General features: G+C 59.2%; 13 protein-coding genes. 8 read left to right on the forward strand and 5 right to left on the reverse strand.

Features of this window, described 5'->3' with window-relative positions:
• Positions 1-59: 59 nt before the first annotated feature.
• Positions 60-995 carry a histone deacetylase family protein gene (locus ACWPM9_RS16215; protein WP_484755808.1) on the forward strand — a complete coding sequence of 312 codons (936 nt, stop codon included), beginning with the start codon at positions 60-62 and terminating at the stop codon, positions 993-995.
• Positions 996-997: 2 nt separating this feature from the next.
• Complete coding sequence (locus ACWPM9_RS16220) at positions 998-1246, forward strand: exodeoxyribonuclease VII small subunit (RefSeq protein WP_428185636.1); 249 nt, start codon at positions 998-1000, stop codon at positions 1244-1246.
• 65 nt (positions 1247-1311) lie between these two features.
• Here ACWPM9_RS16220 and ACWPM9_RS16225 read toward each other — a convergent pair whose 3' ends face one another.
• The 3 genes from ACWPM9_RS16225 to ACWPM9_RS16235 are packed head-to-tail and all read right to left on the reverse strand — an operon-like array spanning position 1312 to position 4555.
• On the reverse strand, positions 1312-2859 hold the full coding sequence (locus ACWPM9_RS16225) for a DHA2 family efflux MFS transporter permease subunit (RefSeq protein ID WP_428185637.1): 1548 nt from the start codon (positions 2857-2859) through the stop codon (positions 1312-1314).
• Positions 2852-4042 (reverse strand): HlyD family secretion protein, encoded by a 1191-nt coding sequence (locus ACWPM9_RS16230; RefSeq protein ID WP_484755809.1) that lies wholly within the window; start codon positions 4040-4042, stop codon positions 2852-2854. The genes ACWPM9_RS16225 and ACWPM9_RS16230 overlap by 8 nt, the downstream gene beginning before the upstream one ends.
• Before the next feature lie 21 nt (positions 4043-4063).
• Positions 4064-4555 carry a MarR family winged helix-turn-helix transcriptional regulator gene (locus tag ACWPM9_RS16235; protein ID WP_484755810.1) on the reverse strand — a complete coding sequence of 164 codons (492 nt, stop codon included), beginning with the start codon at positions 4553-4555 and terminating at the stop codon, positions 4064-4066.
• Between the two features lie 168 nt (positions 4556-4723).
• On the opposite strand from ACWPM9_RS16235, the gene ACWPM9_RS16240 reads away from it, so the two are divergent.
• Together ACWPM9_RS16240 and dxs are read left to right on the forward strand one after the other, a co-directional pair.
• Entirely contained in the window at positions 4724-5647 is a 924-nt protein-coding gene (locus tag ACWPM9_RS16240; protein ID WP_428185640.1) for a pirin family protein, read from the forward strand.
• Between the two features lie 162 nt (positions 5648-5809).
• Positions 5810-7729 (forward strand): 1-deoxy-D-xylulose-5-phosphate synthase, encoded by a 1920-nt coding sequence (dxs, locus tag ACWPM9_RS16245; RefSeq protein WP_484755811.1) that lies wholly within the window; start codon positions 5810-5812, stop codon positions 7727-7729.
• 110 nt (positions 7730-7839) lie between these two features.
• Here the strand turns inward: dxs and ACWPM9_RS16250 are convergent, their stop codons facing one another.
• A complete protein-coding gene (locus ACWPM9_RS16250; protein WP_484755812.1) occupies positions 7840-9657 on the reverse strand; it encodes a methyl-accepting chemotaxis protein in 1818 nt (605 codons plus the stop codon).
• A 265-nt stretch (positions 9658-9922) separates the two neighbouring features.
• On the opposite strand from ACWPM9_RS16250, the gene ACWPM9_RS16255 reads away from it, so the two are divergent.
• Positions 9923-10255: a hypothetical protein gene (locus ACWPM9_RS16255; protein ID WP_484755813.1), complete on the forward strand. Its 333-nt coding sequence runs from the start codon at positions 9923-9925 to the stop codon at positions 10253-10255.
• A gap of 11 nt (positions 10256-10266) precedes the next feature.
• Positions 10267-10518, forward strand: coding sequence for a DUF2188 domain-containing protein (locus ACWPM9_RS16260; RefSeq protein ID WP_428185644.1), 252 nt, complete (start codon positions 10267-10269; stop codon positions 10516-10518).
• A 75-nt stretch (positions 10519-10593) separates the two neighbouring features.
• Here the strand turns inward: ACWPM9_RS16260 and ACWPM9_RS16265 are convergent, their stop codons facing one another.
• Complete coding sequence (locus ACWPM9_RS16265) at positions 10594-11640, reverse strand: DUF4424 domain-containing protein (RefSeq protein ID WP_484755814.1); 1047 nt, start codon at positions 11638-11640, stop codon at positions 10594-10596.
• A 148-nt stretch (positions 11641-11788) separates the two neighbouring features.
• On the opposite strand from ACWPM9_RS16265, the gene ACWPM9_RS16270 reads away from it, so the two are divergent.
• Together ACWPM9_RS16270 and ACWPM9_RS16275 are read left to right on the forward strand one after the other, a co-directional pair.
• Entirely contained in the window at positions 11789-12553 is a 765-nt protein-coding gene (locus ACWPM9_RS16270; protein ID WP_428185646.1) for a TlyA family RNA methyltransferase, read from the forward strand.
• A complete protein-coding gene (locus ACWPM9_RS16275) occupies positions 12550-13803 on the forward strand; it encodes a class I SAM-dependent RNA methyltransferase (protein ID WP_484755815.1) in 1254 nt (417 codons plus the stop codon). The genes ACWPM9_RS16270 and ACWPM9_RS16275 overlap by 4 nt, the downstream gene beginning before the upstream one ends.
• Positions 13804-13818 lie beyond the last annotated feature (15 nt).

Raw genomic sequence — 13818 nt, forward strand, 5'->3', positions numbered from 1 at the left:
AAAGCCCGTAGACCATGACAGTGCCGGCCCCTATGGTGACAATCCATGCGGAGAAACCAATGACCACCCGCCTTTATGAAAATCCCATCTTTCTTGAACATCTCACTCCGCCCGGCCATCCCGAACGGCCCGACCGGCTGCGGGCGCTCAATGTGGCGCTGGAGCATCCGAATTTTGCGCCGCTGGATCGTCGCCAGGCTCCGCAGGCCAATGAGGATGCCATTCTCCTGGCTCATCCGGAGGAACATCTGTTTGCGGTGATGCGGCAGATCCCGGAGGAGGACGGCGAGATCCGGCAGATCGAGGCCGATACCTATGCCTCGCCCAAGAGCCTACAGAGTGCGCTGACGGCTATCGGCGGCGCCATGGCAGCCGTGGACGATGTGATGACCGGCGACGTTTCCAACGCCTTCATCGCAGCACGCCCGCCCGGCCACCATGCAGAAAAGGCAACGGCCATGGGCTTTTGCTATTTCAATTCGATTGCGATTGCCGCGCGTCATGCTCAACGAAAGCACGGAGCCGAACGGGTGGCGATCGTCGACTGGGACGTGCATCACGGCAATGGTACGCAGGACATCTTCTGGAACGACCCGTCCGTGCTGTTCTGCTCCACCCACCAGATGCCGCTGTTTCCCGGCACCGGCAAGCGCGACGAGACCGGCATCAAGAACAACATCGTCAATGCGCCACTGTCGGCCAATGTCGGCTCTGACCACTTCCGTGAGGCCTTCAAGTCGCGGGTGCTCACAGCACTCAATGACTTTTCTCCCGACCTCATCCTGATTTCCGCCGGCTTTGATGCGCATCACCGCGATCCGCTGGCGCAGATCAATCTGGTCGGTGAGGATTTCGACTGGGCAACCGGACGGCTGATGGAAGTCGCTGACAAATTCGCCGGCAACCGGGTCGTCAGCCTGCTCGAAGGCGGATATGATCTCGAGGGTCTGGCCGAATCGGCCGGTTTTCACATCATGAGACTGATGAAGGGTTGAGTATGACGGACGCCGCCACCGAAATTGCCACGCTGAGCTTCGAAAAGGCCGTTGCCGAACTCGAGAGCATTGTCGCAAGGCTGGAACGCGGCGATGTGGCTCTCGACGAATCCATCGCCATTTACGAACGGGGGGAAGCGCTGAAAAAGCATTGCGAGACATTGCTGACAGCTGCTGAAAACCGGATCGAAAAGATCCGCCTGGATCGCGCCGGCACACCGCAGGGGACGGAGCCGCTCGACCGGGAATAGCCCGCAAGGGTAATCCGATCTGTAAACTAGAAGACCCGGCGGAGACGATCCAGCCGGGTCTTTTTTTACTCCATGACCAAGGCAAGCTCGTCATCATCGTTTTTGCTGGTGCCCGGTTTTCGCAGTAGCAGGCATAGCGGCATGACGGCGATCGACATCAGCATCAACAGCTTGAAGTCGTTGGCATAGGCAATCACGGTCGATTGCAGCGTGATCATCTGGTCGAGCGCGGCGCGGCCCGCTGCCGTCCATGGACTGAGGCCTGCGGCTGCCGGATTGTCGAAGGCGTGGTTAAACGGCGTGACATGGGTCATCAGTTCGGCATGGTTGATCTGGACGTTTTGCACCAGCAGCGCCGAAACGACGGCGATACCCACGCTCGATCCGATGTTGCGCGACAGGTTGTAAAGTCCGGTGCCATCTCCACGCATGTCTGCCGGAAGCGTGGCAAAGGCCATGGTCGTCAGTGGCACAAACAGGAAGCCGAGACCCGCTCCTTGCACGAAGCCCACATAGACGATCGTCCATTGCGATACATCGGGCGTCCAGCCGGTCATGTCATACATGGCCCAGGCCGTGATTGCGAGACCGGCAAACAGAAGCAGCCGTGTGTCGACCTTGTTGATCAGGCGCCCGACAATTACCATGCAGACCATGGTGCCCAGCCCACGCGGCCCCATGACGATACCGGCGGTGATGACCGGATAGCCCATCAATGATTGCAGATAGGGCGTCATCAGTGCCAGCGAGGCCAGATAGGTCACGCCGATCACGAAGATGAAGAGCATCGACACCGCAAAATTCCGGTCGAGGAACAGGCGCGGATTGATGAAGGTCTTGTCGCGGGTGAAGGTGTGAACCAGCAGCATGTAGAAGCAGCTGACGAAAATGATCGTTTCGATGATGATCTCACCGGAGGAAAACCAGTCGAGTTGCTGGCCACGGTCCAGCATCATCTGCAAGGCGCCGATGGAGACCGACAGCAGGCCGAAGCCAAGCCAGTCCAGCCTGGACCCCGCATTGATCTTGGTCTCCTGCACAAAGGACGAGATGCCGACAAAGGCGAGAATGCCGATCGGCACATTGATGTAGAATACCCAGCGCCAGCTGAAGTGATCGGTGAGCCAGCCGCCGATCACAGGCCCCAGAACCGGCCCGACCATGACGGAAACGCCGAACATGGCCATGGCAGATCCGCGCTCTTCGACCGAATAGATGTCGAGAAGGATGCCTTGCGACAGCGGCACCAAGGCCGCACCGAAGAAGCCCTGCAAGAGGCGGAAGCCGACAATCTGCGTCAGCGACTGGGCAAGGCCGCACAGCACGGACGCGGTGACGAAGCCGGCAATGGCGATCAAAAGCACCCGCTTGCGACCGAAGCGGGCGGCCAGAAATCCGGATGGCGGCGTCATGATGGCGGCGGCGACGATATAAGACGTCAGCACCCAGTTGATCTGGTCGGCACTGGCTGACACGCTGCCTTGGATATAGGGCAAGGCGACGTTGGCAATCGTCGTGTCCAGCGCCTGCATGATCACCGCGAGGATGACGCAGGCCGAGATCGCGCCGCGGTTGATTGCCGGCGCGACCGCATCTGCTGTCGTATCACTCATGAGCGTAGGCGCTTTGCTGGCCAAGCAGGTTCTGAACGAGGAGCGGCAGGCCACGGGCATGCCCGGTCTCGATGGAGACGACACTGCTCATGCCGACACGCAGCGGCGGATTGTCCTTGTTATCCTCGATGTCGATCCGCATCGGAATACGCTGGACGACCTTGACCCAGTTTCCGGACGAACTTTCCGAGGGCAGAAGCGAAAAGCTGGATGCCGAGGCAGGACTGACACTTGCCACCTCGCCCTTCCAGGTCGCACCCGGATAGGCGTCGACCGTAATCGTCACAGGTTGGCCCGGACGTACATAGGTCAGTTCGGTTTCCTTGGGATTGGCATCGATCCACAGATGCTCTGTCGCGACCAGCGAGAAGGCTGACTGCGCCGCGGGCAGATAACTGCCTTTCTGGAGCGCATTCACATTGGTGACCACGCCATCGAAGGGAGCATGGACAACAGAGTGATCCAGCGCGCGCTTTGCATCTTCGACAGCCGATTTTGCCTCCAGATAGATCGGATTCTGCTCGATGGGCGCATCGGCCTTGCCTCCGAGTTCGGCGAGCGTCTGGTTGGCCTGCGCCTTGGCAACGGCAACTTTCTGGCGCGCGGCCACAAGCGCATGCTTGGCCTCATCGAGGCTGGTCTTGGATGTGACAGAGGTCGAGTTCAGCCGCATCTGACGGTCATAGGCCGTCTGATAATAGGGAATATCGGCTTCGGCCTGTTCGATCTCGGCCAGGGACTGCTTGTAGGCGGCCTTCAGGTTGAGCAATTGGTTGCGCGCAGCGCCAAGCTTGGCATCCGCCGCATCGAGTGCGATCTGGAACGGGCGCTCGTCGAGAGTAAAGAGGACGTCTCCCGCTTTGACCTCCTGGTTGTCATGAACGGCAATCGACTTGACGATGCCGGAGACATCTGTGGACAGATTGACGATATCGGCACCGATATAGGCATTGTCCGTTTCCATCTCCTGTCCGCCGTTCACGTAAAAATAGCCTCCGGCAACCAGTGCGACCGGCACGACGAGAAACAGTAGCCGCCGGACCCGATTGCGACCTTGGTTGGGGCGCGCATTATTGGCAGGTTTCGACCGCGCTTGGGTCGATGCGACTGTTGGCGCAGAACCCGCGTCCGGGCGCTCCTCGGTCGCGCTGGCGCCGGCTTGCTCAGATCTATGTTCACTCATGGGATGACTTTCTCAAGACTCTTATTCGGCCAGAGGCTGGGATTGGCACTGGCAGACATTCGACAAATTGGATTTCACGTGTTCGAGCATTTTGACCAGCAGGGCCTGCTCTTCTTCGGACAAGCCTTCCATCGCCTCGACGCGCGTGTCTTCGGCAACGCCGCTGACGCTGCTCAAGAGGTCGCGCCCCGCCGCAGTCAGATACATGAGCCTCAAGCGGCGGTCGGTCTCATGGGAGCGGCGCTCGACCAGACCTTTCTCGACCAGTTTGTCGAGCACGCGGGTCAGGGAGATCGGCTCCACCGACAAAAGCTCGGCCAGGGCAGCATTGTGAATGCCCTCGTTGCGCGAGATATAGGCCAGCGCCTGCCATTGGGCTCTGGTGAGCCCCGAATGGCGCGCCCGGAATTCAAACCGCTTGCCCATCAGGCGCGAGACGTCCTTCAGGAGAATTCCAAACGAGGATTTGCTGGGAGGTTGCAAAGGAGGCTCCGCCGACAGTTCGATTTTCATAAGGTGGCTTATGATGTAGTCCCTTATGATATTTTGACAAGCTCTGCGCCGGAGATTTTTTTCAACTTTGTCGACTTGGAAAGTTGACGCTGTGTGCACCAATTGCACCTTCCGCGACGATCCGGCCCGTCATAGACTGAGAAGACACAAATCGGAGGTTCTGTCCCCATGTCCTTTTTTCCCGGAAAAGACCCGGTCGCCGGTGACGCCTTTGCCTGCGATGGCGTGGAACAGCTGATCATTCCCCGTTCCAGCGATATTGGCGGCTTTGCCGTTCGCCGTGCCTTGCCCACCGTCCGGCGCCGGCTGGTTGGACCGTTCATCTTTTTCGACCGTATGGGGCCGGCTGTGATGCGCGCCGGTGAGGCGCTGGATGTGAAACCCCATCCCCATATCGGGCTATCGACCGTGACCTATCTGTTTGACGGCGAGATCAAGCATCGCGACAGCCTTGGCAATGAGCTTGTGATCCAACCCGGCGACGTGAACCTGATGACGGCGGGACGCGGCATCGTGCATTCGGAGCGCACACCTGAAAAACTGCGTGGCGCCCCTCTTTCGATCTCCGGCCTGCAGACCTGGATCGCCCTTCCCGACCAGATGGAAGAAATCGACCCGGCCTTTGGTCATACAGCACAGTCGGCCATGCCGCTGTTCGACCACCAGGGGGCCAGCGGTCGCGTGGTGATCGGCAATTTCTCCGGCATGAAATCGCCCGTCCGCGTGTTTTCCGATACGCTCTATGTGGACCTGACACTTGAGGCGGGCAGCACGTTCCCATTTTCCGCGGACCACGAGGAGCGCGCGCTCTACATTCTGTCCGGCGAACTGGAGGTCGCGGGCGATCGCTTTGCTGCCGATCAGCTTCTGGTCTTGCGGCCCGGTGACGAGATCACCCTTCAAGGCGGGGCCGGCGGCTGTCATGTGATGCTGTTCGGCGGCGCTGCCATGGCGTCCAAGCGCCATATCTGGTGGAACTTCGTGTCGTCGTCGAAGGAGCGGATTGAACAGGCCAAGGAAGAGTGGCGCACGGGGCGTTTTGACATCGTCCCGGGCGACGAGGAAGAGTTCGTTCCCTTGCCGGAACGGTGAAAATCGGGCCATTGAGGTTGCTGCATTGTCGTTTACCCCTTTGCCCGATGCGGGATAAAGCCCTATATAGGCGTAACCGCACACGCGGCAGCGTGGCTTTTGCCTCAGCGCGATTTAACGTAAAGGCGACCGCCCCGCCGCAATAACAATGAGGCCTGCCCTGTGACTTCCCAGCCTGATACGCCGCTGCTCGATACCGTCCGGCTGCCCGCGGACCTGCGCAAGATCGCTGACCGCGACCTGCCGCAGCTTGCCCGCGAAGTGCGCGACGAGATGATCGACGCGGTGTCGACCACCGGCGGACATCTGGGTGCCGGACTGGGCGTGGTCGAACTGACGATTGCCATCCACAACGTGTTCAACACACCCGATGACCGGCTGATCTTCGATGTCGGGCATCAGTGTTATCCGCACAAGATCCTGACGGGACGCCGTGACCGTATTCGCACGCTGCGTCAGGAAGACGGTCTTTCCGGTTTCACCAAGCGCGCCGAGAGTGAATACGATCCCTTTGGTGCTGCCCATTCCTCGACGTCGATCTCTGCCGGTCTCGGCATGGCGGTCGCCGCCGACATGTCGAATTCCGACCGCAAGGTGATTTCTGTTATCGGCGACGGTGCGATGAGTGCCGGCATGGCCTTCGAAGCGCTGAACAATGCCGGTGCGCTCGATGCACGTTTGATCGTCATCCTCAACGACAACGATATGTCGATCGCACCGCCAACCGGTGCGATGAGTGCCTATCTCGCCCGTCTGGCATCCGGCCGCACCTATATGGGATTTCGCGAGCTGGGCAAGAAGCTGACGGCTTATCTCGGCAAGGGATTCGATCGGGCGATTACCCGCGCTGTCGAGCATGCGCGCGGCTATGTGACCGGCGGCACGATGTTCGAGGAACTCGGCTTTTACCATATCGGCCCGATCGACGGGCATTCCTTCGACCATCTTTTGCCGGTGCTGCGCAATGTGCGCGACAATGCCAAGGGGCCCGTGCTCATCCATGTGGTCACGCAAAAGGGCAAGGGCTATGCACCGGCCGAAGCGGCGGCCGACAAATATCACGGTGTCAACAAGTTCGATGTGATCACCGGCGCGCAGGCCAAGGCCAAGCCCAATGCGCCCAGCTATACCAGCGTCTTTGGCGAGAGCCTGGTGCAGGAAGCGCGGCTGGACGACAGGATTGTCGGAATTACCGCCGCCATGCCATCGGGCACCGGCATCGACAAGTTGATGGAAGAATTTCCACAGCGCACCTTCGACGTCGGTATTGCCGAGCAGCATGCGGTGACCTTTGCCGCAGGCCTCGCGACAGAAGGATACAAGCCGTTTTGTGCGCTTTATTCGACCTTCCTGCAGCGTGGCTACGATCAGGTTGTGCATGACGTGGCAATCCAGGGACTGCCGGTGCGCTTTCCCATAGACCGCGCAGGCTTTGTCGGTGCCGATGGCCCGACCCATGCCGGATCGTTCGACACCACCTTCCTTGCCACCCTGCCCGGCTTCGTGGTGATGGCGGCTGCCGACGAGGCGGAACTAAAGCATATGGTGCGCACTGCGGCTGCCTATGACGAAGGTCCCCTCTCCTTCCGCTATCCACGCGGCGAGGGCGTGGGCGTGCACATACCGGAGCGCGGCGAAATTCTGGAAATCGGCAAGGGCCGGATCGTCAAGGAAGGGACCAAAGTCGCGCTTCTGTCCTTTGGCACAAGGTTGGCCGACTGCCTGCTTGCCGCCGAGGATCTGGATGCTGCCGGCCTGTCGACCACGGTTGCGGATGCACGCTTTGCCAAACCTCTCGACCACGATCTGATCCGCCGCCTCGCGCAAGAACACGAGATCCTGATCACCGTGGAAGAAGGCGCCGTGGGTGGCTTCGGATCGCATGTGATGCAGTATCTGGCTATGGATGGTCTGCTGGATAGCGGGCTGAAGGTCAGGCCGCTCGTGCTGCCGGATGCCTGGGTGGATCAGGCCAAGCCCGAAGTGATGTATGCCCGCGCCGGACTCGACAGCCATGGCATCGTGCAAACGGTGTTCCGGGCGCTGGGGCAAAAGGGCCTGGGGATCGGCGCTGCCGGTTAAACCCCAAAGCGTTAGACGGGGCAAAGAGGAAAGGACTGGAAGAGCCGGTCCTTTCACCTATCCAGCTAAATTTCAGGTGAGCCTCCCGCAAGCGACCCTGCGGGAAGATGTTAAGCGGCCCGTTGGTGCGCGGGTGTTTTTGCCGCTTCGCCCGTCAGACGGAAACGCGAGACCAGTTCCCTGAGCTTGGCCGATTCCATTGCAAGCGCGTTGGAGGCTGCGGTGGATTCCTCGACCATGGCAGCATTCTGCTGGGTCGACTGATCCATGGAATTCACGGCCTTGTTGACTTCGTTCAGGCCGCCCGACTGTTCCTTGGCAGACACGGCGATCGATTCCATATGGGTGTTGATCTCGGCGATGAACTGGCCAATCGTGTTCAGCGCGCCACCGGCATCCCGCACCAGATCCACACCGTTCTTGACCTGACCGGCAGAGGTGTTGATCAGACCCTTGATCTCCTTGGCGGCGTTTGCCGAACGCTGTGCCAGTTCGCGCACCTCTTGGGCGACCACCGCAAAGCCCTTGCCAGCTTCACCGGCACGCGCTGCCTCGACGCCGGCATTGAGCGCCAGAAGGTTGGTCTGAAAGGCGATTTCATCAATGACGCCGATGATTGTCGAGATCTGCTTTGAACCAGCCTCAATCTGGCGCATGGCGTCCTCGGCATAGGACACGACCTTTGCCGACTCGCCCGCCGATTGATTGGCCTGCACCGCGACAGTTCGTGCTTCCTCGGTGCGTTTGGCGGAATTGCTGACATTGGAGGTGATCTGCTCAACGGCTGCTGCCGTTTCCTCAAGGGCTGCTGCCTGCTGCTCGGTCCGTTTCGACAGATCATTGGCTCCGCCGGCAATTTCCCGGGCCCCGGACTCAATCGTGGAAATCGTCGTCGATACAACCGAAAGCGTGCTGGCCAACTGGCCGATCGATAGGTTGAAGTCGTGCCGCAGTGCTTCAAAATCGGGCGCAAACGCTTCCGTCAGCTGGAAGGAGAGATCGCCGTCGGCCATGCGCTTCAGACCAGACGCAAGACCCGAGGTTGCGATCCGAAGGCGTTCCGCTGCTTCGGCCTCGGCCCGCTCTTGCGTGGCGATGCGATCCGCTTCGGCCTTTTTCCGGTTGGCCTCGGCTTCAGCTTCCAGGCGTTTATTGGTGATGGCTGCCTGACGGAAGACCTCGACAGAGGCTGCCATGTCGCCGATCTCATCCTGGCGCCCACTACCGGGAACAACGATATCGGTATCGCCTTCGGTCAATCGGTGCATGACGCCCGACATCTGAACGAGAGGACGGGCAATCTTGCGATTGCCGATGATTGCGGATGCTATTCCGACCAGAAGGGCAACGGCCAATGCAATGATTGTAAACTCGCTGGCGCTCGCGGTGGTCGACAGCATCGCGTCACCTTCGGCCTCCACATCACCAGACATATCCTCGACCGCGTCGTTCAAGGCAGAAGCTGCTGCCTCGTAGGATGTGAGAGCCGGACCGAAAAACCGTGAGATGGCGGCGGTTTTATCGCCGCTTTCCAGGAGCGCGAAAGTTGCATCCCATTCGGAATTCATATCGGCGATAGCCTGCTTGACGGCGTTGAAGGCATCGCGATCGGCAACATCGACGATCAATGGCTCATAGGCAGCGAGGTTTGCATTCAGGGAGGTAGCGGTCGTTTCCAATTTGGCTTCGAAGCTCTGGCGGTCGGAAGGCTCCGCGTTCAGCACGCCACCTCCGACACTGCGCATTTTTGCCAGTTCACTGTTGATTTTACCCAGGGCAATGAATGCCGGAACACGACTGTTGACCACCGTTTCCGCATCGGTGCGGATCGACGACAGTGAACGGACAGAAAATAAACCCTGAACGAGGATCACCATAACGAGAAGTCCGGTGAGGCCCGTCAACAGCTTCGCAATCGATATTTTCATTTCCAGACATCCCTTTGGCGTATTACCATTTTATAAATGACGAATGTAAATAAACTGTTCTGTTTGGCATTCCTCAAAACTATTGCCGCTCGTCAGATTAGTGGTGCTTGCGGAGCTTTTATTCCATGCATGCATTGGAAGCCGGGTACTTCTATTTGTGATGCCTTCAGGCCCGAGGCTCGACAAAGAGCCTGGAACATAAGCCGCATCGCCGCGTTATTCCTCCGACACGATTTGAAACCATCCGAACAGGAAGGATATCGACATGGACAACAATGATCGCGACATGATGAAAGAACTGAAGAAGCTTCAGGACCAGGTTTCGCACTACCGCGAAATGCTTGGCGACGAGGGACGCAACGTTGCAGAGGGAGCGCGCGCTCGGGGTGCTCAGGCCCTTGAAATGACTTCGGCCAAGGCACGCGATGCTGCCCGCTACGCTCGCAACGAAGCCGGCGGTGCTGCTGCAATGGCGCGCGAATATCCAACCGCGACTTCCACAGCACTTCTGACTGTCGGCCTGATCGGCGGCGTGGTCGGCTATCTGATCGGCCAGAGCCAGACAACAGAGCGCGATACACGCTGGCGCTGGCACTAAGGAACAGCGTCATGGCTGACATTACCTATCACGTCGTCAAGCACGATGAAGGTTTTGCGTATCGGCTTGGCGATGTCTATTCAGAGCCTTTTCCAACGCATGAAGACGCTCTTGCCGCGGCACGGGCCGTTGCGACAGAACATGGCCTGAGCGGTGACGACGCGGAAATCTCGTTTCAAGACGCAGATGGGCGCTGGCATCGCGAACATGCCGATGGCACAGACCGACCTGCAAGCTCCGTCGTGGACGACGTCGAAAGCTGAGCCTGACCACAAGAACACAAAAAGCCCGGCGACATGTTGCCGGGCTTTTCTTATATAAACAGTGGTTATCGCTGTTCAGTTTTCCGATTGCGCGCGCACCAGAAGCAGAACATGAATATCCTGCTCGGGCATGAAATCCACGGCATTCATCTCGAAGGTGGTTGGCCCGGTTTTCTTGACCCCGTTGCCACAGAAGCTGACAAAATTGGCCTTGTCGCCCTTGTCGATGGTGATGCGCAGCTTGCCGATCGGCCCCGCCCAGTTTGCGCCGGTCTTCAGCACATAGGAGATCCAGCTTTCCGTGTAGTATGGACCGGTTCCCGCTGACATGTCTTTCTGCAGCTTGTCGGCGAGACGCATGAAGCTATCGTCGATGCAGTATTTCTGCCGATATTCGCGCTGGTTCTTGTCAAACCAGTCATCGCCCTTGAACTCTTCCCCGGCAAAACTGATGCCGGCCGTTCCGCCGACGCCTGGGCTATATTCGTGATGCACGCGTACATCCTGTCCCGCAGGGAACGTTGTTTTCCACCAATAGGCCGATTGCAGCGTCCAGAGCGGGATGGGATGATGTTTCATCTCGCCTGCATCTTCATAGACATCATCGTAGATCAGGCCGCGCGCCCGCCAGTCCTCAAGCACATCGGATGGCAACTTTGCCAGTGCCTCATGGGTGCGGTCGCTGAACGGTAACAATGGCACAGCTTGTCCCCGAACCTCATCCGTCATGTCTATGCCGGTGGCACTCACGCGCTGCTGCAGGTTCGGCTGTATTGGTTGACCATCCTGGGTGACGGTGAACCCCAGAAAATTGTCTGCCTCGCGATCATTGAGCGCGATCTCAGACTCATAGTCCCCCTTGATGTCGGGCATGGGGAAGGCGATGTAGGATGTCACTTGACTGTCGCTTGTGTTGCGGAAGACATAATCGACCGTGACACGCTCGGGTGAAATATAGAGGTCTTCCTCAACCATGGAGACGGCGTCCGTCTGGACAAAGTTAAGGCCGCCCGCCACCAGCTCTGCCATAGTGTCATTGGCACCGGCCGGCATGGCTGCAAGACACGCAAGCGTGCACGTCGCTGACATCGACATGGCTGAAAAAGCTGTTCTGGTGTTCATCGAATGTCCCCTGTTTGCCTCGGATCCCCACCTGGCCCGCGGGAGGATAGCGGGCGAAATGCTGTCCGCAAGGGCATTTGGGTACAGTTTCTTCGGCAGTCTCTATAAAAGACTTGCAACCGAACGCTGGCAACGCCATTGACAGGCCATGTCCTCAGAACAAAAAAATCAACGCCTCGACCAGCTTCTCGTCGCCCTCAATCTGTTCGCCAGCCGCGCGCGCGCGCGCGATGCGATCGAACGGGGGACCGTCAAGATCGATGGCAAGGTCGTCACCAAGCCCAGCCTCACCTTCAGTGCCGATCATCTGTTCGAGATCGACGATCCGGCGCAGGACTATGTGTCGCGCGCTGCACTTAAGCTCGTCGCGGGGCTGGATCACTTCCAGCTGTCGCCAGAGGGTCGCGAATGTCTGGATGTCGGTGCGTCCACCGGCGGGTTTACCGAAGTGCTGTTGAAGCGGGGCGCTGCCCATGTGACCTCGATCGATGTTGGTCACGGCCAAATGCATGCGCGGCTTTCCGAAGACCCGCGCATGACCAATATCGAGGGCCTCAATGCACGTTATCTGGAACCCTCGGATATCGGCAACCGACCGATCGACTTCATTGTCTCGGATGTTTCGTTCATTTCGTTGAAGCTGGCGCTTGTGCCGGCCCTCGACATGGCTCTTGCGGGTTCGACCTGTGTGCTTCTGGTGAAGCCGCAATTCGAGGCTGGTCGCGATGCCATCAGCAAGGCCGGCCTGTTGAAGGATCCGGAAACCGCGCCAGACGTGGCAGCGGAACTCGAGCGCTGGCTTCAAGACGAAATGGGCTGGACCAGCCTTGGCCTGATCCCCTCACCGATTGCCGGCGGCGACGGTAATGTGGAATTCCTTCTGGCTGGACAAAAACCGGAGAGTGCGCCTTGAGCACAGAGACAGTTACCATCGACAGCCTCGGCGCACAGGGCGACGGCATTGCCCATGGCGCTGACGGCCCGATCTTCGTGCCCTTTTCGCTGCCGGGCGAGAAGATCGCCATTGCCCGGGTGAAGAACCAGGGCACGATCATGTCTATTGCCTCGACATCGCCCGAGCGCATTCAGCCTGCATGCCGTCATTTTGGACCGGACGCAGATGGCGGCACCTGTGGTGGCTGTTCGCTGCAACATATCTCACCGGCACTCTACAACATGTTCAAGCGCGATCTCGTGATTGCGGCATTGAAGTCGAAGGGCATCGAGGCCGAGGTTGCACCACTGATGACAGCCGAACCGGGTCAGCGACGCCGGGTGGTGCTGGCTGCCAGGCGGACAGAAAAAGGCCTGCTTCTCGGCTTCAACCAGGCACAAAGCCATCACATCGTCGCCATGACAGAATGTCCCGTGGCCTCGGATGGCATCGTTCAGCGACTGGACGACATCCGCCGTATAGGCATGGCGCTATCCGTCAATGCCGAACCTTTCCGCCTGACCGTGCTTGAAACCATCACCGGTTTCGACATTGCTGGTGACGGCACCGCCAAGATCACCGACAAGCAGCGCAAGGCTGTGACCGAAATCGTCATTCGCATGCGCGGCATTGCGCGCGTGTCCTGGAACGGAGAAATCGTGATCGAGCCGGTCAAGCCGCAGATCGAATTTTCCGGCGTCACGGTTTCCCCTCCCGGCGGCGCATTTACCCAAGCCACAATCCCTGCCGAAGAGGCCATGGCGAAACTGGTGCTTGATCATGTCGGCAAATCGAAGCGCATCGCCGACCTGTTTGCCGGCAGTGGCACGTTTTCATTGAGGCTTGCGCGCATCGGTCAGGTGTTGGCGGTCGAGTCGGACGAAAAATCCCTGAAGGCTTTGGATGCGGCGGCCCGCCACACGCAGGGGCTGAAGCCCGTCACGATCGAAAAGCGCGACCTGTTCCGCCGTCCCATGATGACGCAGGAGTTGAAGAATTTCGACGCCATCGTGTTCGACCCGCCGCGTGCCGGTGCAGAAGAGCAGTGCAAGGAAATCGCCCGGTCCAAGGTCAAGAAGATCGTGGCCGTGTCCTGCAATCCGCTGACGCTCGCCCGCGATCTGGCAATCCTGACAGAAGGCGGATACCGCGTTCATACGGTAACGCCTGTCGACCAGTTTTTGTGGTCGCCGCATGTGGAAGCCGTGGCGACCCTGACCAGAGTGTAGTCTCGGGCAATAGCA

This window comes from Agrobacterium sp. H141 (genome assembly GCF_057158725.1).